19 protein-coding genes and 1 pseudogene are annotated in these 24,516 nt (G+C 72.8%); 4 read left to right on the top strand and 16 right to left on the bottom strand.

Annotation, left to right across the window (positions count from 1 at the left end; all coding sequences use genetic code 11):
• Nucleotides 1-85: 85 nt before the first annotated feature.
• The 3 genes and pseudogenes from pspAB to glnA all read right to left on the bottom strand — a co-directional run bounded on the left by pspAB (nucleotide 86) and on the right by glnA (nucleotide 3,295).
• Nucleotides 86-763: pseudogene (gene pspAB / locus IO29_RS13865) on the bottom strand (PspA-associated protein PspAB).
• Nucleotides 764-769: 6 nt separating this feature from the next.
• Entirely contained in the window at nucleotides 770-1,681 is a 912-nt protein-coding gene (gene htpX / locus IO29_RS13860) for a zinc metalloprotease HtpX (RefSeq protein WP_030382567.1), read from the bottom strand.
• Between the two features lie 204 nt (nucleotides 1,682-1,885).
• Complete coding sequence (glnA, locus tag IO29_RS13855) at nucleotides 1,886-3,295, bottom strand: type I glutamate--ammonia ligase (RefSeq protein ID WP_030382568.1); 1,410 nt, start codon at nucleotides 3,293-3,295, stop codon at nucleotides 1,886-1,888.
• A 230-nt stretch (nucleotides 3,296-3,525) separates the two neighbouring features.
• Here glnA and IO29_RS13850 point away from each other — a divergent pair, with 230 nt between their 5' ends.
• On the top strand, nucleotides 3,526-3,993 hold the full coding sequence (locus IO29_RS13850; protein ID WP_030382569.1) for an RDD family protein: 468 nt from the start codon (nucleotides 3,526-3,528) through the stop codon (nucleotides 3,991-3,993).
• Between the two features lie 165 nt (nucleotides 3,994-4,158).
• Here IO29_RS13850 and IO29_RS13845 read toward each other — a convergent pair whose 3' ends face one another.
• The 4 genes from IO29_RS13845 to lipB form a co-directional block, all read right to left on the bottom strand.
• A complete protein-coding gene (locus IO29_RS13845; protein WP_030382570.1) occupies nucleotides 4,159-4,857 on the bottom strand; it encodes a DUF4191 domain-containing protein in 699 nt (232 codons plus the stop codon).
• Between the two features lie 100 nt (nucleotides 4,858-4,957).
• Nucleotides 4,958-5,179, bottom strand: a complete 222-nt coding sequence (locus IO29_RS13840) for an SCO2195 family GlnR-regulated protein (RefSeq protein ID WP_030382571.1) — start codon at nucleotides 5,177-5,179, stop codon at nucleotides 4,958-4,960.
• A 324-nt stretch (nucleotides 5,180-5,503) separates the two neighbouring features.
• Nucleotides 5,504-6,469, bottom strand: coding sequence for a lipoyl synthase (lipA, locus tag IO29_RS13835; protein WP_030382572.1), 966 nt, complete (start codon nucleotides 6,467-6,469; stop codon nucleotides 5,504-5,506).
• Nucleotides 6,470-6,591: 122 nt separating this feature from the next.
• Nucleotides 6,592-7,389, bottom strand: a complete 798-nt coding sequence (gene lipB, locus IO29_RS13830) for a lipoyl(octanoyl) transferase LipB (protein WP_030382573.1) — start codon at nucleotides 7,387-7,389, stop codon at nucleotides 6,592-6,594.
• Nucleotides 7,390-7,791: 402 nt separating this feature from the next.
• On the opposite strand from lipB, the gene IO29_RS13825 reads away from it, so the two are divergent.
• The gene (locus IO29_RS13825; protein WP_030382574.1) at nucleotides 7,792-9,231 is read left to right on the top strand and encodes an NsdA family TPR-like regulatory protein; all 1,440 of its coding nucleotides are present in this window, start codon (nucleotides 7,792-7,794) and stop codon (nucleotides 9,229-9,231) included.
• Nucleotides 9,232-9,540: 309 nt separating this feature from the next.
• Here the strand turns inward: IO29_RS13825 and IO29_RS13820 are convergent, their stop codons facing one another.
• Both IO29_RS13820 and IO29_RS13815 read right to left on the bottom strand, forming a co-directional pair.
• Entirely contained in the window at nucleotides 9,541-10,998 is a 1,458-nt protein-coding gene (locus IO29_RS13820; RefSeq protein WP_051707954.1) for an FAD-dependent oxidoreductase, read from the bottom strand.
• Nucleotides 10,999-11,315: 317 nt separating this feature from the next.
• Complete coding sequence (locus IO29_RS13815) at nucleotides 11,316-12,272, bottom strand: TIGR01777 family oxidoreductase (RefSeq protein ID WP_030382576.1); 957 nt, start codon at nucleotides 12,270-12,272, stop codon at nucleotides 11,316-11,318.
• Between the two features lie 181 nt (nucleotides 12,273-12,453).
• Between IO29_RS13815 and IO29_RS13810 the strand changes: the two genes are divergently transcribed.
• A complete protein-coding gene (locus IO29_RS13810; protein WP_030382577.1) occupies nucleotides 12,454-12,966 on the top strand; it encodes a GNAT family N-acetyltransferase in 513 nt (170 codons plus the stop codon).
• 16 nt (nucleotides 12,967-12,982) lie between these two features.
• Here the strand turns inward: IO29_RS13810 and IO29_RS13805 are convergent, their stop codons facing one another.
• Nucleotides 12,983-14,167 (bottom strand): MarP family serine protease, encoded by a 1,185-nt coding sequence (locus tag IO29_RS13805; RefSeq protein WP_030382578.1) that lies wholly within the window; start codon nucleotides 14,165-14,167, stop codon nucleotides 12,983-12,985.
• A 401-nt stretch (nucleotides 14,168-14,568) separates the two neighbouring features.
• On the opposite strand from IO29_RS13805, the gene IO29_RS13800 reads away from it, so the two are divergent.
• The gene (locus tag IO29_RS13800; protein ID WP_234307659.1) at nucleotides 14,569-15,360 is read left to right on the top strand and encodes a peptidoglycan recognition protein family protein; all 792 of its coding nucleotides are present in this window, start codon (nucleotides 14,569-14,571) and stop codon (nucleotides 15,358-15,360) included.
• Between the two features lie 30 nt (nucleotides 15,361-15,390).
• Here the strand turns inward: IO29_RS13800 and IO29_RS13795 are convergent, their stop codons facing one another.
• The 6 genes from IO29_RS13795 to lpdA all read right to left on the bottom strand — a co-directional run bounded on the left by IO29_RS13795 (nucleotide 15,391) and on the right by lpdA (nucleotide 24,454).
• The gene (locus IO29_RS13795) at nucleotides 15,391-15,909 is read right to left on the bottom strand and encodes a DUF4240 domain-containing protein (RefSeq protein ID WP_030382580.1); all 519 of its coding nucleotides are present in this window, start codon (nucleotides 15,907-15,909) and stop codon (nucleotides 15,391-15,393) included.
• Nucleotides 15,910-15,987: 78 nt separating this feature from the next.
• On the bottom strand, nucleotides 15,988-16,983 hold the full coding sequence (locus tag IO29_RS13790; RefSeq protein WP_030382581.1) for a helix-turn-helix transcriptional regulator: 996 nt from the start codon (nucleotides 16,981-16,983) through the stop codon (nucleotides 15,988-15,990).
• Between the two features lie 247 nt (nucleotides 16,984-17,230).
• Complete coding sequence (aceE, locus tag IO29_RS13785) at nucleotides 17,231-19,933, bottom strand: pyruvate dehydrogenase (acetyl-transferring), homodimeric type (RefSeq protein WP_030382582.1); 2,703 nt, start codon at nucleotides 19,931-19,933, stop codon at nucleotides 17,231-17,233.
• 390 nt (nucleotides 19,934-20,323) lie between these two features.
• The gene (locus IO29_RS13780) at nucleotides 20,324-20,947 is read right to left on the bottom strand and encodes a GntR family transcriptional regulator (RefSeq protein WP_030382583.1); all 624 of its coding nucleotides are present in this window, start codon (nucleotides 20,945-20,947) and stop codon (nucleotides 20,324-20,326) included.
• A gap of 244 nt (nucleotides 20,948-21,191) precedes the next feature.
• Complete coding sequence (gene sucB, locus IO29_RS13775) at nucleotides 21,192-23,009, bottom strand: 2-oxoglutarate dehydrogenase, E2 component, dihydrolipoamide succinyltransferase (RefSeq protein ID WP_030382584.1); 1,818 nt, start codon at nucleotides 23,007-23,009, stop codon at nucleotides 21,192-21,194.
• A gap of 56 nt (nucleotides 23,010-23,065) precedes the next feature.
• Nucleotides 23,066-24,454, bottom strand: a complete 1,389-nt coding sequence (gene lpdA, locus IO29_RS13770) for a dihydrolipoyl dehydrogenase (RefSeq protein WP_030382585.1) — start codon at nucleotides 24,452-24,454, stop codon at nucleotides 23,066-23,068.
• Nucleotides 24,455-24,516: the final 62 nt, after the last annotated feature.

Genomic DNA, 24,516 nt, shown 5'->3' with positions numbered 1-24,516 from the left:
GGGAAGGGGGCGGAGCCGTACGGGGTGCAAGGGGCGGAGCCCCTTGGGGGAGGGTAGGGGCGGCGGGGGCGGGGAAAAACTGCCGTCACAGACCCGGCGCGCCCCACAGCGGGAACCAGCGCCCCAGGTCGGACTCCATCCGCAGCTCCCCGGCCAACGGTCGGACTCCATCCGCAGCTCCCCGGCCAACACCCCCCGCACCCGCAACTCCAACGCCGTATCCCGCCGCTCACCCCCCACCGGCGCGAACGGATAGAACGTCCCCCGCTTGAACAGGTACACCAGCCCCAACCGCCGCCCTGCCCCCGCCCCGGCCTCGGCCCCCACTCCCGCCTCACGAAACCCCACCACCGAACACAGCAATTGCGCCCCGAACCCGTTCACCTCCATCGCGCTGTTCACCGCATGCAGGTCATTCACCACCGACGCCACCTCCCCCACCTGTGGGGCGCGCCGGGTCTGTGACGGCAGTTTTTCCCCGCCCCCGCCGCGACCCGAGCCACGCATACCCGTACTCGTCCCGCCGCAGCTCCACCCCCACCCCCATCCGCTCCGCATCCGCGTCCAGCAACGCCCGCACCTCCCGGTGCGTCTGCTCGAACGCCGCCCCCTCGACCATCGCGAAACACACGGCCCCTTCCCCCGTAGGGGTGAACCCGGCCCCCGCCTCCAACGTCACCGCAGCCGCCGACAACGCGAACAGCTGGTCGAGATCCGGCGCGACCGGCTTGGTCCGCCCGAGCAGGATGTCGAGAAACCCCACGCCGCCTCAGCCCACCCTCCCGGCCTCACCCAGCTCCGCCGAGATCCGCCCCAACTGCTCCAGCCGCTGCTCCAGACTCGGATGGGTGGAGAACAGCCGGGCGAACCCCGCGCCCCTGCCGAACGCGGGGGTGAAGTAGAACGCGTTGAAGGCCTGCGCGGTCCGCAGATCCTCACTGGGAATGCGCGCGATGTCCCCGTCGACCTTGGTCAGCGCGGCGGCCAGCGCCGAGGGCCGCCCGGTGAGCAGCGCCGCGGCCCGGTCCGCCGCCAGCTCCCGGTACCGGGACAGCGCACGGATGAGGACGAAGCTCAGCGCGTACACCGCCGCCGAGACGCCCATCACGATGCCGAGCACGGCCAGCGTGTTCTGGTCCCGCCGGCCCCGCCCGAACAGCTGCGAGTAGAAGGCGAACCGCACGACCAGCCCGGCGAGCACCCCGAGGAACGACGCGATCGTGATCACGGCGACGTCCTTGTGCGCCACGTGCGACAGCTCGTGCGCGAGGACGCCCTCCAGCTCCGCGGGCTCCAGCCGCCGCAGCAGCCCCGTGGTCACGCACACCACCGCGTGATCGGCGTTCCGCCCGGTCGCGAACGCGTTCGGCATGTCCATGTTGGAGACGGCGACGAGCGGCTTCGGCATGTCCGCGACGGCACACAGCCGGTCCACGACCCCGTGCAGGTCCGGATACTCCTCGCGCTCCACGACCCGCCCGTGCATCGCGTAGAGCGCGATCCGGTCGGAGAACCAGTACTGCGCCCCGAGCACCGCCGCCGCGATCACCACGACCAGCACCCACGACTTCAGCAGCACGACCAGCGCGGCCACGAAGGCCACGTACAGCAATCCCAGCAGGAACATCGTGACCGTCATCCGCACGGTCAGCCGCCGATCACTGTGGAACCGGCTCCGCATTCCGCATCACCTCGCGGTACCTCGGCGTAAGGCACTCGTCCCACTCCCCATTGTGCGCCCGCGCCCGCCGCCGCGGCCCATGCACGGCCCCCGAACGCCCCCAGGGACGGCAAAGGCCGGGAGGGACGACGACGGGGCCGCCGTCCACGAGGGACGACGGCCCCGGAGGCCGTCGGACGGGTGCGCACACCCGCCCGGGGCGGCTCACACGTCGAAGTACAGCTCGAACTCGTGCGGGTGCGGGCGGAGCTGGAGCGGGGCGATCTCGTTGGTGCGCTTGAAGTCGATCCACGTCTCGATCAGGTCGGACGTGAAGACGTCGCCCTGGAGGAGGAACTCGTGGTCGGCCTCCAGGCGGTCGAGGACCGCGCCGAGCGAGGTCGGGACCTGGGCGACGCCCGCGTGCTCCTCGGGGGCCAGCTCGTAGAGGTCCTTGTCGATCGGCTCGGCCGGCTCGATCTTGTTCTTGATGCCGTCCAGGCCCGCGAGCAGCAGCGCCGAGAAGGCGAGGTAGGGGTTGCCGGAGGAGTCCGGGGCGCGGAACTCGACGCGCTTGGCCTTGGCGTTCGAACCCGTGATCGGGATACGCATGGCCGCGGAGCGGTTGCGCTGCGAGTACACGAGGTTCACCGGGGCCTCGAAGCCCGGCACCAGGCGGTGGTACGAGTTCACCGTCGGGTTGGTGAAGGCCAGCAGCGACGGGGCGTGCTTGAGGATGCCGCCGATGTAGTAGCGGGCGGTGTCGGACAGGCCCGCGTAACCGGCCTCGTCGTAGAACAGCGGGTCGCCGCCCGCCCACAGCGAGGAGTGGATGTGCATGCCCGAGCCGTTGTCGCCGAAGATCGGCTTCGGCATGAAGGTCGCGGTCTTGCCGTTGCGCCAGGCGACGTTCTTCACGATGTACTTGAAGAGCTGGAGGTCGTCCGCGGCGGCGAGCAGCGTGTTGAACTTGTAGTTGATCTCGGCCTGGCCCGCGGTGCCCACCTCGTGGTGGAGCCGCTCCAGCTGGAGGCCGGAGCGCTGGAGCTCCAGGGAGATCTCGGCGCGCAGGTCGGCGAAGTGGTCGACCGGCGGGACCGGGAAGTAGCCGCCCTTGTAGCGCACCTTGTAGCCGCGGTTGTCCTCGACCGCGCCGGTGTTCCAGGCGCCGGCCTCGGAGTCGATGTGGTAGAAGGACTCGTTCTCGGCGGTCCGGAAGCGGACGCTGTCGAACACGTAGAACTCGGCCTCCGGGCCGAAGTACGCGGTGTCGGCGATGCCGGTGGAGGCGAGGTACGCCTCGGCCTTCTTGGCCACGTTGCGAGGGTCGCGGGAGTACTGCTCGCCCGTGATCGGGTCGTGGATGAAGAAGTTGATGTTGACCGTCTTGTCGCGGCGGAACGGGTCGACGCGCGCGGTGGACAGGTCGGCGCGGAGTGCCATGTCCGACTCGTGGATGGCCTGGAAGCCGCGGATCGAGGAGCCGTCGAACGCGAGCTCCTCGGCCGGGTCGAAGGCCTCGGCCGGGACCGTGAAGTGCTGCATCACACCCGGCAGGTCGCAGAACCGGACATCGACGAACTTGACGTCCTCGTCCGCGATGAACTTCTTGGCCTCGTCGGCGTTCTGGAACATCCAGCTCCTCCTACTCCCGGCCGTTCCTTGCCGGGGTGGTAGTTCGTTCGTGCGGCCGGTGCGGTGGCACAACCGGTTATCGACCCTAGGGAGGGGTGATTTCTCTGGCGTGACCCATTTGTTTCGTGGAGGTTAACCGGCTCGTCCCCCATTGTGACGTGCTCCGTACGCCCGCGCGGGGTGGGACGGGGGCCGTGTGGGCGCCGGCGGGGGCGCAGTACCGTGGACGGGTGGACAACAGGCAAGCAATCGGATCATGGCTCTCCGGGCCCCGTGCCGCCGCCGAGGAGGCCGGAGCGGACTTCGGGTACCGCGGGGAGCAGCTGGGGCTGCCGGAGGAGGGGCCGGGGTCGATCGCCCGGCCCGGGCGGCGGCTCGGAGCGGTCGTCGTGGACTGGGCGCTGTGCCTGCTGATCGCATACGGCCTGATCACCGACGGCTACGGGCAGGCGACGAGCAACTGGACGCTGCTCGTCTTCTTCCTCCTGGGGGTGCTCACCGTGGGCACGATCGGGTTCACCCCGGGCAAGCGGCTGTTCGGACTGCGGGTGGTGGCGCTGGCGTCCGGGCGGGTGAGCCCGGGGCGGGCGGTCCTGCGGACGGTGCTGCTGTGCCTGGCGATCCCGGCACTCGTGTGGGACCGGGACGGCCGGGGGCTGCACGACCGACTGGCGGGGACGGTGGAGGTGCGGGCGTAGCCCGCGCCCGAAGGGGCGCGGGGCCGTGCTCACTCCGCGGCTCCGCCGCGCAGGCACGACCAGACACGACGCACCCGCGGCTGCACACGGTCCTGGCACGGAAAGGGCTCCTGGCGACCGTACGGTCGCCAGGAGCCCTTTTCTCTGTGCCAGTGGGCGCTGCGGTTACCGCAGGCGGCCGCCCCTCGGCATCCGCATGCCCTTCGGCATCGGGCCCTTCGGGAGGGGCATGTTGCTCATCAGGTCGCCCAGGGCTCGCAGGCGGTCGTTGGTCGCCGTCACCTGGGGGCCGGTCAGGACCCGCGGGTACTTCAGCATCGTCGTGCGCAGCTTCTTGAGCTCGACCTGGCCCTCGCCCGTGCCGACGATCACGTCGTGCACCGGCACGTCCGCCACGATGCGGGCCATCTTCTTCTTCTCGGCCGCCAGCAGCGTCTTCAGCCGGTTCGGGTTGCCCTCGGCCACCAGTACGATGCCGGCCTTGCCGACCGCCCGGTGCACCACGTCCTGGCTGCGGTTCATCGCCACCGCCGGGGTCGTCGTCCATCCGCGCCCGACGTTGTCGAGCACGGCGGCCGCGGCACCCGGCTGGCCCTCCATCTGCCCGAACGCCGCGCGCTCGGCCCGCCGGCCGAAGACGATCGCCGTCGCCAGCAGGGCGAGCAGCAGACCGAAGATGCCCAGATAGATGGGGTGACCGATCAGGAAACCGATCGCGAGGAAGACGCCAAGAGTGACGATTCCGACAGCCGCGAGTACAAGACCGATCTTCGAGTCGGCCTTGCGGGTCATCTTGTAGGTCAGGGCGATCTGTTTCAGTCGCCCGGGGTTCGCAGTCTCCGCCGCGGATTCCTTCCTCGCCATGGCACGAAGTCTACGTGTCCCGACAGGCGCAGACGACGGCAGTGCCCGCTGCGATGCGGGAGGGTGACGCCGTACCCGCCGAATCGTTACGGCGGCGCGGTCAGCCGTCGACACGGACCCCGGTCAGCAGGGGCAGGGCGGCGGCGTCGAGGACGCGCTCGGCCTCGACGCGGTCCTTGGCCCGGCGGCGGTCCTCCAGGACCGAGTTCCAGGCGTTGCGACGGGCGGTGCGCTGGCCGCCGCTCAGCAGCAGACTCTCGACGGCACGGAGTGCATCGGTGAACTTCGGAAGTGCGGTGGCACGGACGGGTGCGGCCTGCATGACGGAGGTTCCCCCTCGGGAAAACGGCGGCCAGGGTCGGGGCCCTACATGATGTGAACCCAGGGTCACGCTTCGTGTTACCAGGACGTGACCGACCGGTCAAACGGACATGAAGCCTGGGTACGGCGCCGGACACGGCCGTCGCGGCACGGGCGGAGCCCCTAGCTGCGAGGACGCCGGGGCCGCGGTGAACCGGCCGGTACCGGCCGGTAGTGCCCTGTGCGCGGATTCACACGATCACCAGGTCCCGGAACGGCCGAGCGGCGGCACTGGGTGCCAGTGCCGCCGCTCGGGCGTATGCCGTTCGAGTGCGAGGAGAAGCGGTCAGACCGCCTGCGAGGCGACGTACGCGCCACGCTTCTCGATGGCCATGCGATACAGCCGGCCCGCGCGGTACGAGGACCGGACGAGCGGGCCGGACATCACACCGGAGAAGCCGATGCGCTCGGCCTCCTCCTTCAGCTCCACGAACTCCTGCGGCTTGACCCAGCGCTCCACCGGGTGGTGGCGGACGCTCGGCCGCAGGTACTGCGTGATCGTGATCAGCTCGCAGCCGGCGTCGTGCAGCTGCTCGAGCGCGTCGACGACCTCCTCGCGGGTCTCGCCCATGCCGAGGATGAGGTTCGACTTGGTCACCAGGCCGTAGTCCCGGGCCGCGGTGATGACCTGGAGGGAACGGTCGTAACGGAAACCGGGGCGGATCCGCTTGAAGATCCGCGGCACCGTCTCGACGTTGTGGGCGAAGACCTCGGGGCGGGCGGAGAAGACCTCCGCCAGCTGCTCGGGGACCGCGTTGAAGTCGGGGGCCAGCAGTTCGACCTTGGTCCGGCCCTCGGCCCGGCCGGCGGTCTGCGCGTGGATCTGGCGGACCGTCTCGGCGTAGAGCCAGGCGCCGCCGTCCTCCAGGTCGTCGCGGGCGACGCCGGTGATGGTGGCGTAGTTCAGGTCCATGGTGACCACGGACTCGCCGACCCGGCGGGGCTCGTCACGGTCGAGCGCTTCCGGCTTGCCGGTGTCGATCTGGCAGAAGTCACAGCGCCGGGTGCACTGGTCGCCACCGATGAGGAAGGTCGCCTCGCGGTCCTCCCAGCATTCGTAGATGTTCGGACAACCGGCCTCCTGACAGACCGTGTGCAGCCCCTCGCTCTTCACGAGGCTCTGCATCTTGGTGTACTCGGGGCCCATTTTCGCCCGGGTCTTGATCCACTCGGGCTTGCGCTCGATGGGGGTCTGGCTGTTGCGGACCTCCAGGCGCAGCATCTTGCGTCCGTCGGGTGCGACTGCGGACACGTCGGCTCCCTGTAGCTTCGATTCGTCGGCAAACCCCAGCGTACGCCCGTACGAGGACAGGTCCTGAACCGGTTCGGGCAGGGCCCCTCGCAACCAGGGGTGCGCCGCGGAGGGGCGCGGTCCTACGCCGACGCCCGCTCCACCACCCGCGGCTTCAGCTCCGCGTGCTCCAGCACGTCCCGCAGATGCCGCTCCACCACCGGCAGCACCTCCGCGATGGTCACGTCCCGTCCCAGCTCGCTCGCCAGGGAGGCGACGCCCGCGTCCCGGATCCCGCACGGGATGATCCGGTCGAACCACGTCGCGTCCGGGTTCACGTTCAGCGCGAACCCGTGCATCGTGACGCCCTTGGCGACCCGGATCCCGATGGCGGCGACCTTGCGGTCCTCCCGCCGCTGCCCCGCGTTCGAGGGCGCGTACTCCGGCCCGTTCAGCCGCGGATCGAACTCCTCGTCCGCCAGCCGGGGATCGAAGTCCAGGGACAGCCCCCCGAGCGCGGCCCGCTGCTCGACGGGATCGCCCAGCACCCACACCCCGCTGCGCCCCTCCACCCGCGTCGTCTCCAGACCGAACTCCGCACACGTACGGATCAGCGCCTCCTCCAGCCGCCGCACATGCGCCACGACGTCCACCGGGCGCGGCAGCTTCTGGATCGGATAGCCGACGAGCTGTCCGGGCCCGTGCCAGGTGATCTTGCCGCCGCGGTCGACGTCGATGACGGGCGTGCCGTCGAGCGGGCGCTCGCTGTCCTCCGTGCGCCGGCCGGCGGTGTAGACCGGCGGGTGCTCCAGGAGCAGCACGGTGTCGGGAACCTCGTCGGCGAACCGTGCCGCGTGCACCCGGCGCTGCTCGTCCCACGCCTCCTGGTACTCCACGGCATCCGGGCCGAACCCCATATGGACGAACCGCACCTCACCCACGGCGAGCGCCTCCCTCAGCGAACTGTGTCGGGCGCGTGCGCCGCGCCCAAGCCACTGTACGTCCGTGCGAAAGCGGCCCCCGGAGAGGGCCGATCGGGGGCCGATCGGGGGGCGCGCGGGGGTGTGCGGAGGGCACGTCGAGGGCGTGCGGACGGGCCGTCGCGCCGCCGCCCGCTCCCGCTTCGTCAGCCGGTCGGGCGCATCCTCACACGATCGGATGAATGGGCGCCGAAGTGTGCGATCGGCCGCTCACTCTCCGCTACATTCGCGCCGACGGCAGCAGACGTACGCAGGAAGTGAGCGCCAAAACGGCTGCTCAGAGGCGATCCGGACAGCTCGCGAAGTCCCCGCGGACAACCCGCGGTCCCGGACGGCACCGGAAGGCAGGAGACCGCACCACAGATGACGGAACGACCCGCGCAGCGCACCCCCAACCGCCAGCTCGCCGCACTCATCGCAGAAGCGGGGTTCTCCAACGCAGGTCTGGCCCGTCGCGTGGACCAGCTCGGCCTCGAACACGGACTCGACCTCAGATACGACAAGACCTCCGTCACCCGCTGGCTGCGCGGCCAGCAGCCCCGCGGCACCACGCCCGCGCTGATCGCCGAGGTCTTCACCCGGCGGCTGGGCCGCAGGCTCAGCGCCCAGGATCTCGGCCTCGACGCGTGCGCCCCCGTCTACGCCGGACTGGAGTTCGCCGCGACGCCGGAGGAGGCCGTCGACATCGTCGGCGGGCTGTGGCGCAAGGACTCCGGCAGCCATGCCGAGCTCCGCAAGATCGCCTTCACCCCGGCCGGTCTCGTCGTCCCCAGCCGGGACTGGCTGATCGGCCGCGCCGACGACCGCGTCGCCCACGGCGAGCCCGGCCCCGTACGGCTGCCCGCGCAGGGCCGCCCGGCCGTGCCGCGCCGGCGCGGGCACTCCGAGCGCGGCCCCGGCCAGCGGGTCACCGGCGGCGACATCGCCGCGCTGCGCTCGGTCGGCGAGCTGTTCCGCACCCTCGACCACGCCTACGGCGGCGGCCACGCCCGCCAGGCCCTCGTCCGCTACCTCGAACACGAGGTCGAGCCGATGTTGCGCGGTACGTACGGGGAGCAGACCGGACGCCGTCTGTTCGCCGCCGCGGCCGACCTCACCCGGCTGGCCGGGTGGACCTCGTACGACATCGGGGCGCACGGACTCGCGCAGCGCTACTTCGTCCAGGCGCTGCGGCTGACGCAGGCGGCCGGTGACCGGGTCTACGGGGCGTACGTCCTGGTGACGATGAGCAGGCAGGCCATCTACCTGGGCCACGGCAGGGAGGCCGTGCAGCTCGCCCGCGTCGCCCAGCAGGGCGCCGTCAACACCGCCCCGCCCGCCGTACAGGCCCTGCTGCACGCGGTCGAGGCGCGCGGGCACGGGGTGCTCGGGGAGGTGCGGGCGTGCACGGCCTCGCTCGTCCGGGCCGAGCGGGCCCTGGAGGCCAGCCGGCCCGGGGACGAGCTCCCGCCCTGGGCCCGCTTCTTCGACGAGGCCCAGCTCGCCGACGAGTTCGGGCACTGCCACCGGGATCTCCAGCAGTACCGCGCGGCCGTGCAGCACGCGGAACGCTCGCTTCAGCTGCGGCCGGTCGCGTTCGCGCGCAGCAGGCTGTTCTGCCGGGTGGTGCTCGCCTCGGCCCGGCTGGGCCTCGGCGAACTGGACCAGGCCTGCCAGTTGGGCGCGGAGGCCGCCGCGCAGGCCTCGGAGATGCGGTCGGTGCGGGCGGTGGAGTACGTACGGGACTTCGAGCGTCGGCTCGAGCCGTACCGGGATGCGGCGCCCGTGCGGGGCTACCGCGACCGGGTGGGCGTACTGCTGTAGCCCCCTCGGCCGGGCCCGCCCCCCGGGGCGGGGGCCGGGCGCCCTCCGGGCGGGGAGTTCGGGTGCGTTGGCGGGTGCGGGTGGGATGTGGCTGGTCGCGCAGTTCCCCGCGCCCCTAAAAGAGGTGGGGCGCCCCCTGCTTTTAGGGGGCGCGGGGCTGTGTCGATGTGCGGCTCCGCCGCGTGGGCGCGAGAAGTCCCACTGACCGTCAGCCGACAACGCACCCGACGGGGTCCAAGGGGCGAGCCCCTTGAAGGGACGGGAAGGGCAGGGGCGGCGGGGGCGAGAGAAGGCCCCGCCACCCACCGGCTACGCCGCCCTTTCCAGACGGCGGTCTGCCGGCCGCGAAGCCCAGGCGCCCGCATCCGCCAGTACCGCCCGCGCCGCCCGCCGGGCGGAGACCAGCTCCCCCTGGAGCCCACTCACCCCCCGGTGGTCGCCGCACACATACAACCCCGACAACACCCGCACCGGCCGCCGCACATCATGCGGCACCCCCATCCCCGGCACCGCCTCCGCGTCGTGATGCACCGCCAGCAACTCCCACCGCCGTGTGGACGTCCGGTACATCCGCCCCAACTGCGCCCGCACCTCCGCGTCCAGCACCCCCGGCCCCGCCGGATCCGCCGGCCGCCCGAGGACCACGGACGTGACCAGCGCCCGCCCCACCGGCGCCCGCCCCGGATCCACCTGACTGATCACCGCCGTGTGCGCCACCGGCCCACCCCGGTCGGCGTCCAGCAGCAGCACCGGCTCCGCGAGCGGCGGCTCGTCGGTGGTGTGGTGCAGCACCGTCACCGCGTGATGCGCCGGCACCCGCAGCCCGGGCAGCAGCGCGGCCGCCGACCGCGCCCCCGTCGCCAGTACGACCGCCCGGCAGCCCACCTCGCCCAGCTCCCGCGTGGTCACCGAGGTCGTGGACACCGCCGTCACACGCACCCCCGTACGGACCGACCCCGGCGGCAGTCCGGCCGCCAGCAGCTCCGGCAGGGCGTCCGCGCCGCCCTCCGGCAGACACAGCCGCCCCGTCACGAAGGCGTGCAGCGCGAGGTCGGCGCAGCGGCTGGACGACGTCAGCGCCGGGTCGCCGAGCAGCGCGGCCAGCAGCGGCCGCAGGAACCCCTCGACCGCGCCGGCCGAGAGCCCGTACCCGGAGAGGGCCTGGGCGGTGGGGAGTTGCGGCCGGGACAGCAGCCGCTCGGGCGGTGTGGCCGCCAGCCGGGCCAGCACCGAGGCCAGCCGCGCCCGCTCCGCCGCCCCGCCCAGCGGACCGGGCGCGGGCTGCCGCGGCCGGCCGCGGTGGGGCGGCTGCGGACGCGCGGACCTGGGGGCGCTTGCGAGGGCGCGTACGGCCGTGAGCGCGCCCCTCGTTCCGCGTACCGCGCTCAGGGCGGCGCCCCGGCGCACTACCCGCCGGGCGGCCGCGGGCAGGAACGACTCCCCGGCCCGGTGGTGCCGGCCCTCACTGTGCAGCAGCACCCCGGGCGCGAACGTCCGCAGGGACAGCGTTTCGAGCCCCGGGGTGCGGGCCAGCTCCGGGTACGAGGTGCACAGGAGCCGGCCCGTACGGTCGAGGCGGAAGCCGTCGACCTTCTCGCTGGTCATCCGGCCGCCGACACCGCCGGCCGCCTCCAGGACGAGGACGCTCAGCCCCGCCCGGGTCAGATGGTGGGCCGCCGCGAGCCCGGCGACCCCGGCCCCCACGACGACGACGTCGACGGTGTCCACGGGATCCGTGGCGTCCGTGACATCGGTGATGTCCGGCATGTCCGTGATGCCTGGAGTGTTCATGGTGCCTGGGACATCGGTGATGCCCACGGGATCCGCGGCGCTCGGATTGACCGCGGTGTTGACGATGTGCGCATCCGCCTGGTGCACCGGCTCAAGCACGTGCCCTCCTCGAGGTCGCGCGGCTGCTGGGGACGTGATGCCCCCAACAGGCTCAAGGAATACGCGAGTTCGGCACGAGGGTAGGCGGCGGCGGGAAGCACGGCAGGGGGCACGGAGGCCTCGTGAGGGTGCACGGGGGCGCTCCCCGGGGGAGCCGGGCGCCCCCCCACTGCGCCCCCTGCCCCGTCCCCGGGTCAGTCCGTGCGGCGCAGCGCGGCCCGCAGCGCGTCCTCGATCCCCGGGAACGCGAAGCGGAAGCCCGACTCCAGCAGCCGCTTCGGCAGCACCCGCTGACTGGTCAGGATGTCGCCCGCCATGTCGCCGAGCGCCACCCGCAGCAGCGCCTCGGGCGTCGGCACCAGCGTCGGCCGGTGCAGCACACGCCCCATCGCCCGGGTGATCTCCGCATTGGTCAGCGGCGTCGGCGCGGTCAGATTGACCGGACCGCACAGCGATCCGGTGTCCAGGGCGTGCCGCAGCGCGGCCACCTCGTCGTGCAGGGAGATATAGCTCCAGTACTGCCGCCCGTTCCCCATCCGGCCGCCGAGCCCCGCCCTGAACAGCGGGAACAGCCGCGCCCACGCCCCGCCGCCGCGGGCCACCACGAGACCGGTGCGCGCCAGCACCGTGCGGATGCCGGCCTCCTGCGCCGGGGCCGTCGCCTCCTCCCACTCCACGCACACCGACGGCAGGAAACCGTCCCCGGGCGGCGCCGACTCGTCCACCGCGCGGTCGCCCGTCTCCCCGTAGAAGCCCATCGCGCTGCCGTTGACGAACACGCGCGGTGGTTCCTCCAGCGCGGCCACCGCCTCGGCGAGCGTGGCCGTGCCCAGCACCCTGCTGTCGCGGATCCGCCGCTTGTAGCCCTCCGTCCAGCGTCGCGAGGCGACCCCGGCCCCCGCGAGGTTCACCACCGCCGCGCAGCCGACGAGGCCGGCCGCGTCGATCCGCTGCTCCTCGGGGTCCCAGCGGACCTCGCCCGGACCGCGCGGCGCGCGCCGCACCAGTCGCAGGACGGTGTGGCCGTCCCGCTCCAGCGAGCGGGCCAGCGCCGAACCGATCAGCCCGGAGGCACCGGCGAGCGCGACGCGGGAACCGGCGGGGAGCGCGGAGTCGGCGGATCGCGGGGGAGGGGACGCGTCGGCTGTCATGCGTCCATCCTGCCCCGCCGTCCGGAAACCGTGCGCGCGCGGGGACCGGCGACCGGCCGTGGGGAACGGCGGCCGGCTGTGGGGACCGGCGCCCGGCCGTGGGGACCGGCGCCCTGCCATGGGGCCCCGGCCGGGAACCGCGCGCGACCCGTTGTCACACCCTCGCCGTACAGTGATCCACATGTCAGTCCCGCACCCGCCGCCCCGCATACGCCGGGCGACCCCCGCCGACGAGCACGCGCTCGGACGGCTCGACCGCGCCACCTGGTCCACGCTGCACGCCGTCCAGCCCCGGCCGCAGCCGCCGTACGAGCCGTTCTACAACGAGCGGTTCGGGCCCCGGGACCACCTCGTGGCCGAGTCCGGCGGACACCTGGACGGACACATAGTCGGCTACCTCCGCATCGGCTTCCCGACCTCGCTCGCCGCCAACGCGCATGTGCGGCAGATCCTCGGGTTCGTCGTCGCGGAGGAGGCGCGCGGGGCCGGTGTCGGGCGGGCGCTGCTGCGGGCCGCGGCGGAGGAGGCCCGGCGGCAGGGCGCCCGCCGGCTCACCCTGCGCGTCCTCGGGCACAACACCCCCGCCCGGCGGCTCTACGAGTCGGAGGGGTTCGTGGTCGAGGGGGTGCTCCCGGGGGAGTTCCTGCTGGACGGGGAGTACGTGGACGACGTCCTCATGGGCCGGGTGCTGTAGCGGCGGCGCCGAGCGGTCACGACTCCGTCAGGTCGCCGGTGTCCACCGCCGCCGTGCGGTTCCTCGCGTCGCGGGCGTCGTCCGCGACCTCCTTCGCGGTGAGCACGTACCCCGTCTCCGCGTCCGAGGTGGAGCGCGCGAACACCACCCCGTACACCCGGCCGTCGGTGCTGAGCAGCGGTCCGCCCGAGTTGCCGGGCAGCACCGTGGAGCGGACGGAGTAGATCTGCCGGGTGACGGTGCCGGTGTTGTAGATGTTCCGGCCCGTCGCCTCGATCGTGCTCGCGACCGTGGCCGCCCGCAGGTTCAGCCCGCCGTCCTGCGGATAACCGGCCACCACCGCCGGGTCACCGCGCCCCGCCGTGTCGTCGAAGCGGAGCGCCGGGGCGGTCAGCTCCGGCACGTACAGCACCGCCACGTCCTTGTCCGGGTCGAACAGCACCACCCGGGCCGCGTACACCGTGCCGACGCCGCCCACGCGGACCGAGGGGTCGTCGATGCCCGCCACCACGTGCGCGTTGGTCATCACGTGCCGGGGCGCGTAGACGAAGCCGCTGCCCTCGCGGCCCTGGTCGCCCGCGATGCCCTCGACCTTCACGGTGCTCGACGTGGCCGCCTTCGTGGCGCGGGCCGTGACGTTGTCGCCGGAGGGCTCGGCGACGCCCGCCGTCGGCTCGTTCTCGAACGGGTTGAACACCTGTGGGAAGCCCGCCTCGGTGAGCGCCGTCGTGGCCCGCGAGAACCACGACGGGGTCGTCTCCGGCATGACGTCCTGCACCGCGCCCAGCAGTGCCGAGTTGCGGATCGAGGAGGAGACCACCGTGGACGAGGAGGCGCCGACCACGCTCGCCGCCACCCACGCCACCAGCAGGACGGCCACGGTGTTGGCCGCCGCCCCGCCGACCCCGTCCGCCACCCGCAGCGCCCCCTGGTCCAGCTCGCCGCGCAGCCGCAGGGCCAGCCGGCCCGCCAGCTCGTGCCCCACGGCGGCCGGCACCAGCAGCGTCAGCACCGCCGTCAGGGTGGCCAGGGGGGTGCCCCGGGTGACCAGCTCCATGACCCACGGCAGCGCCCACACGCCGATCACGGCACCGGCCACGAAGCCGGCCAGCGACACGCAGCCGGCGACCAGCCCGCGCCGGTAACCGGAGGCCGCGTAGGCCAGGATCACCAGCAACAGCACTACGTCGAGCAGGTCCACATGGCCGCCTTTCTCTCGGGCCGCCCCCCTCGGCACGCACCGGGCGCACCCTTCGGCACGCACCGGGCGCACCTCTGAGTACGTGCCCGCCGCGCCCGTTGATCAGGCCCGGAGCCATCCGTACGGCACCGGTGCCCGCACCCTTCGAAAACGCTCCGGGACACGACGATGGTTCCACCGGGTGGCGCGGCACACATCTGGCAGCGCACGCGTCGCGGGGCCGGCGGAGGCGGGTGAGGGTGGGGACCATGCGTGTGGTCCGAGGAACGCGCGGGCGCCTGCGGGCGAGAACGCGCGGCAGGCACAGACATCGCGCCGGACACGACGGCGGGTTCGGCGGCGGGCACGGGCAGCGGCCTTCGTCCCACGGGGCGGACCGCCGGACGTCCCGCCGGTCCGCCGTGCCCCGGAGGCGGTCCGGACACCGCCGTACCCGGCGTGCCCTGGTGCTGCTGCTCGGCTGTCTGCCGGGCGCCGCCGTCGCGCTCGTCCTGGCGTTCTGCGCGGTCGGCGCCGCCCCCACCGGCGCCCGGTCCGCGCACCCCGCCCCCACCCGGCATCCGGCCACCGCCCCCGCGCACCCCGCCGTCCGCCCGGCCATCGTGCCGCGCTCGCGCTGGGCGGGCGAGGGCCTGCCCGCACAGCCGCCCCCGCGCTACGACGACCGGGTCGTCGCGATCTTCGTCCACCACACCGACTCGCCCAACGGCTACGACTGCGCCGACGCGCCCCGCATCATCCGCGCCCTCTACCAGGGCCAGACCGCCGCCCGGCAGTGGGACGACATCGGCTACAACTTCCTCGTCGACCGCTGCGGCACCATCTACGAGGGCCGGGCCGGCGGCGTCGACCGCCCCGTCACCGGTGCCCACACCCAGGGCTTCAACCACCGCACCGCCGGCATCGCCGCGATCGGCACGTTCACCGCGGGCACCCCCGTGCCGCAGGAGATGACCGAGGCCATCGCCGCGCTCGCCGCCTGGAAGCTCGGCCTCTCCGACGTCGACCCGCGCTCCCGGGTCGCCCTCGTCTCCAGCAACGGCGGCAGCCGGTACGCCGCCGGGGCGACCGCGGTGCTCCCGGCGGTGGCCGGGCACGACGCGGGCTACCAGACGAGCTGCCCCGGCGCCGCGCTCTCGGCCCGGCTGGCGTGGATAAGGGAGCGGGCGGCACAGTTGCAGGGCCGCGCCTGAACCGCGTCCGCATCCGCACCCGCGCCCGGGTCAGTCGCCGAAACGGGTCCACAGGGAGGGGTAGCGGCGGGCCAGGGCGGCCTCGTCCTCGAAGTCCTGCGGTGTGCCCGCGGGTTCGGAGGGCGCGGGCGGCAGCCCGAGATCCGGGGCGACGACCCCGGTGAGCTGCTCGTACGCCTCGTCGGCCGCGTAGCCCAGCTCCTCGCCGTCGCCGTCGACGCGTTCGTCGAAGTCGTCCAGGAGCTCGGCGAGGGAGTCCGGGTCGTGCAGGGCGCCCTCGAAGACCTCACGGCCCTGGCCGATCAGCCAGCAGCGGAAGTAGTCGAAGGCGTCGTCGCTCGCCCCGCCGAGCAGCAGCCAGGCGGCGCCCCACAGGTCCCAGCGGTAGGCCCGGTTGTAGCGGGCCTCGAAGTGGCGGGCGAAATCCAGCACCGCCTCCGGGTCCAGCCGGACGAGCCGCTCCACCAGCAGGTCGGCGTGCTCCTCCGGATCGCCCCCGGCGGCCTCGCGGGTGGTGTCCACCAGCTCCCAGAACTCCGTCTCGTCCATCACGCCCCCAGCATCTGCCCTGAGCGGGCGGGATGCACGTCGGTCGCGCGCGACAGTTCGGCCGTCAGCCGTCGGCCGTCAGGCGTAGAGCGCCGCGAGGCGGCGGGCGTCGGCGGCGAGGCGCTGGCGCAGGGAGGCGGGGGCCAGTACCTCCGCCTCCGGGCCCAGCGCGGTGAGCTGGGCGTGGGCGACCTCCTCGGACTCCACCGGCAGGGTCACGGTGACCCTGCCGTCCGGGGCGTCCTCGCCGCTCGCGTCGGCCAGCGCGTGGCGGGCGGAGGCGGGGTCGACGACGCCGGGGAGCAGGCGGGCGCCCTCGGGGGAGAGGCGTACGACGACCTCCGTGCGCAGGATCGAGCGCGCGAACTCCGCGGCGTGCTCCGCCCAGAAGGCGGGCAGGTCGAAGGTGTCGTCGCGGGTGAAGCGGTCCTCGCCGGGCGCCGCCGGGGTGACCGCCGTGAACCGGTCGAGGCGGTACACGCGGAACGCCCCGCCGTCCGGTGCGGTGACGCGGGCGCACAGGTACCAGGTGCCCGCCTTCAGGACGAGGCCGTACGGTTCCAGCTCCCGTTCCACCTCGTCGTCCTCGGGGCGGCGGCGGTAGCGGGCGGTGATGCGGCGGTCGTCCCAGACGGCCTCCGCGATCGCCGGGAGCTGGTCCGGGGTGCGGGGGTCCCGGAACCAGGCGGGGGCGTCGAGGTGGAAGCGCTGGGCGGCCGTGCGGGGGGTGTCGCGGAGGGAGGGGAGGAGCGCGGCGGTGACCTTCAGACGGGCGGCGGAGGCGGCGTCGGCGAGGCCCATGTCGCGCAGGGGGCCGGGGAGGCCGGAGAGGAACAGGGCCTCGGCCTCGGTGCGGGCCAGGCCCGTGAGGCGTGTGCGGTAGCCGTGGAGGAGGCGGTAGCCGCCGGCGCGGCCGCGGTCCGCGTACACGGGGATGCCGGCCTCGGAGAGGGCCTGGGCGTCGCGGGCGACGGTCCGCTCCGAGACCTCCAGCTCCCGGGCGAGCTCGGCGGCGGTCATGGTGGGGCGGCCCTGAAGGAGCAGCACCATTCTGATGAGCCTGGCGGCACGCATGGGTTCATTTTGGCGCGGGTGGGGATGGGTTGCGGCCGCTTTTCCTCGCCCCCGCCGCCCCTACCCGTCCCGACCCCGGGGGCAAGCCCCCGGACCCCCGAAAGATCGCGCAGTTCCCCGCGCCCCTGAATAGGGGCGCGGGGAACTGCGCAAACGGGGTCAAAGGGGCGGAGCCCCTTGAGGACGGGAAGGGTACGGGCGGCGGGGGCGAAGAAAACCGCCCCGGCCGCCCCCACCCCCCGTCGAACTACAACCCGTACCGCTCGCGCGCTTCCTTCACCGCCGTGGCCTTGACCTCGCCCCGGCGCGCGAGGTGCGCCAGCGCGGCGACGACGATCGACTCCGCGTCGACGCCGAAGTGACGACGCGCGGCCTCACGGGTGTCGGAGAGGCCGAACCCGTCCGCCCCCAGCGACGCCCAGTCCTGCTCGACCCACTGCGCGATCTGGTCCGGCACCTGCCGCATGTAGTCGGAGACCGCCAGCACGGGACCCTGCGCCCCGTGCAGCGCCCGCCGTACGAACGGCACCCGCTCCTCGCCCCGCAGCAGCGCCGCGTCCGCCTCCATCGCGTCACGCCGCAGCTCGGTCCAGGACGTCGCGGACCACACGTCCGCCGCGACACCCCACTCCTCGGCGAGCAGCCGCTGCGCCTTCAGCGTCCAGTGGATCGCCGTGCCCGAGCCGAGCAGCTGGAGCCGCGGCGCGTTGGCGACCGTGGTCAGCCCCGCCGACTCCGCCGTGTTGAAGCGGTACAGGCCCTTGACGATGCCCTCGTCGATGCCGGGCGTCGCCGGCTTCGCGGGCTGCGGCAGCGGCTCGTTGTAGACGGTGAGGTAGTAGAAGACGTTCGGGTCCTCACCCGGCGCCGCCTCGCCGAACATCCGGCGCATACCGTCCTTGACGATGACGCCGAGCTCGTACGCGAACGCGGGGTCGTACGTCAGCGCCGCCGGGTTGGTCGCGGCGATCGCCGGCGAGTGACCGTCGGCGTGCTGGAGGCCCTCGCCCGTCAGCGTCGTCCGGCCGGCCGTGGCGCCGACGAGGAAGCCGCGGCCGAGCTGGTCGCCGAGCTGCCACATCTGGTCGCCGGTGCGCTGCCAGCCGAACATCGAGTAGTAGATGTAGAACGGGATCATCGTCTCGCTGTGCGTCGCGTACGACGTCGAGGCGGCGATGAACTCGGCCATGGCGCCGGCCTCGGTGATCCCCTCGTTGAAGATCTGGCCGTTCTTCGCTTCCTTGTAGTACATGAGCTGGTCGCGGTCGACCGGCTCGTACGTCTGGCCCTTGGGCGAGTAGATGCCCAGGGACGGGAAGAGGCTCTCCATGCCGAAGGTGCGCGCCTCGTCGGGGACGATCGGCACCCAGCGCTTGCCGGTCTCCTTGTCGCGGACGAGGTCCTTGACCAGGCGGACGAAGGCCATCGTCGTGGCGACGGACTGCGAGCCGGAGCCCTTGTCGAACGCGGTGAACGCCTTGTCGGCCGGCATCGGCAGCGGCGCGACCGGGTGCACCCGGCGGGAGGGGGCCGGGCCGCCGAGGGCCGCGCGGCGCTCCTGGAGGTAGCGGACCTCGGGGGCGTCGGCGCCGGGGTGGCCGTAGGGGACCACGCCGTCGACGAACTGCGCGTCCGAGATCGGCAGCTCCAGGCGGTCGCGCATGTCCTTGAACTGCTCGACCGTCAGCTTCTTCATCTGGTGGTTGGCGTTCTTCGACGCGAAGCCGTCACCGAGGGTGTGGCCCTTGACTGTCTGGGCCAGGATCACCGTCGGCGCGCCCTTGTGCGCGAGGGCCGCCCGGTACGCGGCGTAGACCTTGCGGGCCTCGTGGCCGCCGCGCGAGAACTGGAAACACTCGACGATCTTGTCGTCGCTCAGCAGCTTCGCCATCTCGACGAGCGCCGGGTCCTTGCCGAAGAAGTCCTCGCGGATGTAGGCGGCGTCGCGCGTCTGGTACGTCTGCACCTGCGCGTCCGGTACCTCGCGGAGCCGGCGGACCAGGGCGCCCGTGGTGTCCAGGCGGAACAGCTCGTCCCAGGCGGTGCCCCAGAGGGTCTTGATCACGTTCCAGCCGGCGCCCCGGAAGAGGGACTCCAGCTCCTGCACGATCTTGAAGTTGGCGCGCACCGGACCGTCGAGCCGCTGCAAGTTGCAGTTGATGACGAAGGTCAGGTTGTCCAGGCCCTCGCGGGAGGCGAGGGTGAGCGCGGTGGTGGACTCCGGCTCGTCCATCTCGCCGTCGCCGAGGAACGCCCAGACGTGGGAGTTGCTCAGGTCCTTGATGCCGCGGCTGGTCAGATAGCGGTTGAACCGCGCCTGGTAGATCGCGGAGATCGGGCCGAGGCCCATGGAGACGGTGGGGAACTCCCACAGCCAGGGCAGCCGGCGCGGGTGCGGGTACGAGGGCAGACCGTTGCCGCCGGCCTCGCGGCGGAAGTTGTCCAGCTGCGTCTCGCTGAGCCGTCCGTCCAGGAAGGCACGGGCGTAGATGCCGGGGGAGGCGTGGCCCTGGATGTACAGCTGGTCGCCGGAGCCGTCGCCCTCCTTGCCGTGGAAGAAGTGGTTGAAGCCGGTCTCGTACAGCCAGGCGGCCGAGGCGAAGGTGGCGATGTGGCCGCCGACGCCGTACTTGCTGCCGCGGGTCACCATCGCGGCCGCGTTCCAGCGGTTCCACGCGGTGATCCGCTGCTCCAGCGCCTCGTCGCCGTCCACGGCGGGTTCGGCGGCGGTGGGGATGGTGTTGACGTAGTCCGTCTCGAGGAGCTGCGGCAGCGGGACGCCGGCTCCCTCGGCGCGCTCCAGGGTGCGACGCATCAGATAGGCCGCACGGTGCGGGCCGGCCGCCTCCGTGACGGCGTCCAGGGAGGCCTGCCATTCGGCGGTCTCCTCCGGGTCCCGGTCCGGGAGCTGGTCGAGCGCGCTCGGCTGGATGGCGTTGGGGTCGGTCATGTCGCCGCCTTCCTCAGTCGAAGGGGGTTCCCTCATCGGTAAGGGTTCGGGTGCCCTTGGTCTTTGGCAGGACAGGGCGGTGGGCTTTCGGTGTTGTGACACCATGCGCTTTCGCCGCGCGGCCCAACGAGGACTGTAACTCCCTGATCGATGATCGATCAAAGGGTTGAGGGGCAAAATATCTTGATTACGAGAAAGTCGGCACGGGGTGTCTCCGACGGTGGCACGGGGTGACGGTTCCCTCCGGGGGTTTACGCAGGTGAGGGGGGTTCGCTCGGCCTGCGTGCGGTTGCGCGGGAGAATTCGGGGGGTGGGGTTCGTCGGCGGGTGCGGGTGGATTGTGGCTGATCGCGGCCCCCACCCACCCGCAGCCGACAACGTGCCCCCAGGTCAGGCCCTCGGCGCGCAGCCCAGCACGTGGGACTTGACCAGGTCCGCGATCCGCGGATCCCGGCGGCGGAACGCCGCGACCAGCTCCTCGTGCTCCTCCGCGTACGACTGCTGCACCGTCCCCAGCCACCGTATCGACAGTGCCGTGAACACCTCGATGCCCAGCCCCTCCCACGTGTGCAGCAGCACCTTGTTGCCGGCCGCCCGCACCAGCTCACGGTGGAAGCCGACCGTGTGCCGCACCTGCCCCGTGCCGTCCGCCATCCGGTCGGCCGCGTACAGCGCGGCGACATGCGGCTCGAGGGCCGAGCAGTCCAGCGCCAGCCGCTCCGCCGCCAGCTCCGCGGCGATCGCCTCCAGGCCGGCCCGTACGGGGTAGCTCTCCTCCAGGTCCGCCGCCGTCAGGTTCCGCACCCGGACGCCCTTGTTCGGCGCGGACTCGATCAGCCGCAGCGACTCCAGCTCCCGCAGCGCCTCCCGCACGGGAGTCTGGCTGACCTCCAGCTCCGTGGCGATCCGCCGCTCCACGATCCGCTCGCCCGGCTTCCAGCGCCCGCTGACGATCCCCTCCACGATGTGCTCGCGGATCTGTTCGCGCAGCGAGTGGACGACGGGCGCGGTCATGAGGGCTCCGTAGGTTGCTGGACGGCCCGGACAGGACCGTCGGGCCCCCGGGGCGTTTGACGTTTAGACAATAAGGCCGTAGGCGCCGCGCGGAAGGGCGCACGGGGGCGCTCACCCGCAGGTGAGACGAGACGCACACGCCGTTGCCACATGCAACGAGGTGGACGGCGCCGGGAACAACGACGGTGCCCCCGCCCGGAGGGTTCCGGGCGGGGGCACCGTGTGCACCGATCTGGCGTGGGGGTCAGAGGCCCAGCTCGACCTCGAACTCGCCCGCCTCCAGGATCGCCTTGACCGCGGTCAGGTAACGGGCCGCGTCGGCGCCGTCCACCAGACGGTGGTCGTAGGACAGCGTCAGGTACGTCATGTCGCGGACGCCGATGACCGTACCCTCCTCCGTCTCGATGACGGCGGGGCGCTTGACGGTGGCGCCGATGCCGAGGATGGCGACCTGACCCGGCGGCACGATGATCGTGTCGAACAGCGCGCCGCGCGAGCCGGTGTTGGAGATGGTGAAGGTCGCGCCGGACAGCTCGTCCGGGGTGATCTTGTTGGCCCGGACCTTGCCCGCGAGCTCGGCGGTGGCCTTGGCGATACCGGCGATGTTGAGGTCGCCCGCGTGCTTGATGACCGGGGTCATCAGGCCCTTCTCGGAGTCCACCGCGATTCCGAGGTTCTCGGAGTCGAAGTAGGTGATGGTCCCCTCGGCCTCGTTGATCTTGGCGTTGATGACCGGGTGGGCCTTCAGCGCCTGGGCCGCCGCCTTGACGAAGAACGGCATCGGGGAGAGCTTGACGCCCTCGCGCGCCGCGAAGGAGTCCTTCGCCTGGGCGCGCAGCCGCATCAGCCGGGTGACGTCGACCTCGACCACCGAGGACAGCTGGGCCTGCTCGTGCAGGGCCTTGACCATGTTGTCGCCGATGACCTTGCGGATCCGCGGCATCTTCACGGTCTGGCCGCGCAGCGGGGAGACCTCGAGCTTCGGGGCCTTCTTCGCGGTCGACGGGGCGGCAGCGGCGGCCGGCGCCGGGGCGGCGGCCTTCGCGGCCTCGGCGGCGGCGATGACGTCCTGCTTGCGGATCCGGCCGCCGACGCCGGTGCCCTTGACGGAGCCCAGGTCGACGCCGTTCTCGGCGGCGAGCTTGCGCACCAGCGGGGTCACGTAGGCGCCGTCGCCACCGGCGGTCGCGGCCGGAGCCGGAGCCGGGGCGGGAGCCGGCGCCGGAGCGGCCGGGACCGGCGCGGGGGCCGGGGTCTCCTGGACCTGCGGGGCCGGGGCGGTCGGCGCCTGCGGGGCGGGCGCCGGGGCGGCGGCCTGCGGGGCCGGGGCCGGGGCAGGAGCCGGAGCCGGAGTCGGCGCGGGCGCCGGGGTGGGCTCGGGCTGGGCCGGGGCGGCGGGGGCGGCCGGAGCCGCCGCCGGGGCGGCACCCGGCTGACCGATGACGGCCAGCTTCGCGCCGACCTCGGCCGTCTCGTCCTCGCCGACCACGATCTTGAGCAGCACGCCGGAGGCGGGCGCCGGGATCTCGGTGTCGACCTTGTCGGTGGAGACCTCGAGCAGCGGCTCGTCGGCCTCGACGGACTCGCCGACCTCCTTCAGCCAGCGGGTCACCGTGCCCTCGGTGACCGACTCGCCGAGCGCCGGCAGCACCACGTCGGTGCCCTCGGCGGAACCGCCGCCGGCGGCGGCCTCGGGGGTCGGGGCCGGGGCGGGCGCGGCCTGCTCGGTGGAGGGGGCGGCCGCGGCCGGCTGGGGCGCCGGCTCGGGCTCGGGCTGCGGCTCGGGCTCGGCGGCGGGCGCGGGGGCCGCCGCGGGGGCGCCGGAGCCGTCGTCGATGACGGCCAGCTCGGCGCCGACCTCGACCGTCTCGTCCTCGGCGACCTTGATGGAGGACAGCACACCGGCGGCCGGCGAGGGGATCTCGGTGTCGACCTTGTCGGTCGACACCTCGAGCAGCGGCTCGTCGGCCTCGACGCGCTCGCCCTCGGCCTTCAGCCAGCGGGTGACAGTGCCCTCGGTGACGCTCTCACCGAGCGCCGGAAGGGTTACGGAAACCGCCATGGTTTCGGTTGCTCCTTAACGGAAGTGCGGAAGTCTGTTGTCGTCGACCGAGGGGGTCAGTCGTGGGCGTGCAGCGGCTTGCCGGCCAGGGCCAGGTGGGCCTCGCCGAGTGCCTCGCTCTGCGTCGGGTGGGCGTGGATGAGCTGGGCCACCTCGGCCGGCAGCGCCTCCCAGTTGTAGATCAGCTGTGCCTCGCCGACCTGCTCGCCCATGCGGTCGCCGACCATGTGGACACCGACCACCGCACCGTCCTTGACCTGGACGAGCTTGATCTCGCCCGAGGTCTGGAGGATCTTGCTCCTGCCGTTGCCCGCCAGGTTGTACTTCAGGGCGACGACCTTGTCCGCACCGTAGATCTCCTTGGCCTTGGCCTCGGTGATGCCCACGGAGGCGACCTCGGGGTGGCAGTACGTCACCCGGGGGACACCGTCGTAGTCGATCGGCACGGTCTTCAGACCGGCCAGCCGCTCCGCCACCAGGATGCCCTCGGCGAAGCCGACGTGCGCGAGCTGGAGGGTCGGGACCAGGTCGCCGACGGCGGAGACGGTGGGCACGTTGGTGCGCATGTACTCGTCGACGAGGACGTAGCCGCGGTCCATGGCGACCCCGGCCTCCTCGTAGCCCAGGCCCTGCGAGACCGGGCCGCGGCCGATGGCGACGAGGAGGACCTCGGCCTCGAACTCCTTGCCGTCGGCGAGGGTGACCTTGACACCGTCCTGGGTGTACTCCGCCTTCTGGAAGAAGGTGCCCAGGTTGAACTTGATGCCGCGCTTGCGGAAGGCGCGCTCCAGCAGCTTGGAGGAGTTCTCGTCCTCGACCGGGACGAGGTGCTTGAGGCCCTCGACGATCGTCACGTCGACGCCGAAGGACTTCCACGCGGAGGCGAACTCGACGCCGATGACGCCGCCGCCCAGGATGACCGCGGACTTCGGCACGCGGTCCAGCACGAGGGCGTGGTCGGAGGAGATGATCCGGTCGCCGTCGATGTTCAGGCCCGGCAGCGACTTCGGCACGGAGCCGGTCGCCAGCAGGATGTGCCGGCCCTGGATCCGCTGCCCGTTCACATCCACCGAGGTCGGGGAGGACAGCCGGCCCTCACCCTCGATGTACGTCACCTTGCGGGAGGCGACCAGGCCCTGCAAGCCCTTGTACAGGCCGGAGATGACCCCGTCCTTGTACTTGTGGACGCCCGCGATGTCGATGCCCTCGAAGGTCGCCTTGACGCCGACGGCCTCGCTCTCGCGGGCCTGGTCGGCGATCTCGCCCGCGTGCAGCAGGGCCTTGGTGGGGATGCAACCCCGGTGCAGGCAGGTGCCGCCGACCTTGTCCTTCTCGATCAGGGCGACGTCCAGGCCCAGCTGCGCCCCGCGCAGGGCCGCGGCGTAACCACCGCTACCACCGCCGAGGATCACTAGGTCGAAAACGGTGCTGGCGTCGTTCGCCACGTCACGTCCTCCATGCATGTGCGCCACCGGTCGTCGGTGACCGGCTGACGGCTGGTGTCCGG

This window comes from Streptomyces sp. NRRL F-6676 (genome assembly GCF_000725625.1).
In the GTDB taxonomy this organism is placed as follows: domain Bacteria; phylum Actinomycetota; class Actinomycetes; order Streptomycetales; family Streptomycetaceae; genus Streptomyces.
The sequence above is the reverse complement of the archived record's forward strand: the minus strand, read 5'-3'. Positions and strand labels throughout refer to the sequence as shown.

Coding starts and splice junctions, on each gene's coding strand:
- IO29_RS13795 (WP_030382580.1), bottom strand. CDS start 15,909: ATGGACGAGACGGAGTTCTGGGAGCTGGTGGACACCACCCGCGAGGCC.
- aceE (WP_030382582.1), bottom strand. CDS start 19,933: ATGACCGACCCCAACGCCATCCAGCCGAGCGCGCTCGACCAGCTCCCG.
- IO29_RS13845 (WP_030382570.1), bottom strand. CDS start 4,857: ATGGCGAGGAAGGAATCCGCGGCGGAGACTGCGAACCCCGGGCGACTG.
- IO29_RS13815 (WP_030382576.1), bottom strand. CDS start 12,272: ATGACAGCCGACGCGTCCCCTCCCCCGCGATCCGCCGACTCCGCGCTC.
- IO29_RS13780 (WP_030382583.1), bottom strand. CDS start 20,947: ATGACCGCGCCCGTCGTCCACTCGCTGCGCGAACAGATCCGCGAGCAC.
- IO29_RS13825 (WP_030382574.1), top strand. CDS start 7,792: ATGACGGAACGACCCGCGCAGCGCACCCCCAACCGCCAGCTCGCCGCA.
- IO29_RS13840 (WP_030382571.1), bottom strand. CDS start 5,179: ATGCAGGCCGCACCCGTCCGTGCCACCGCACTTCCGAAGTTCACCGAT.
- sucB (WP_030382584.1), bottom strand. CDS start 23,009: ATGGCGGTTTCCGTAACCCTTCCGGCGCTCGGTGAGAGCGTCACCGAG.
- IO29_RS13790 (WP_030382581.1), bottom strand. CDS start 16,983: ATGCGTGCCGCCAGGCTCATCAGAATGGTGCTGCTCCTTCAGGGCCGC.
- htpX (WP_030382567.1), bottom strand. CDS start 1,681: ATGCGGAGCCGGTTCCACAGTGATCGGCGGCTGACCGTGCGGATGACG.
- IO29_RS13810 (WP_030382577.1), top strand. CDS start 12,454: ATGTCAGTCCCGCACCCGCCGCCCCGCATACGCCGGGCGACCCCCGCC.
- IO29_RS13820 (WP_051707954.1), bottom strand. CDS start 10,998: ATGCCGGACATCACCGATGTCACGGACGCCACGGATCCCGTGGACACC.
- glnA (WP_030382568.1), bottom strand. CDS start 3,295: ATGTTCCAGAACGCCGACGAGGCCAAGAAGTTCATCGCGGACGAGGAC.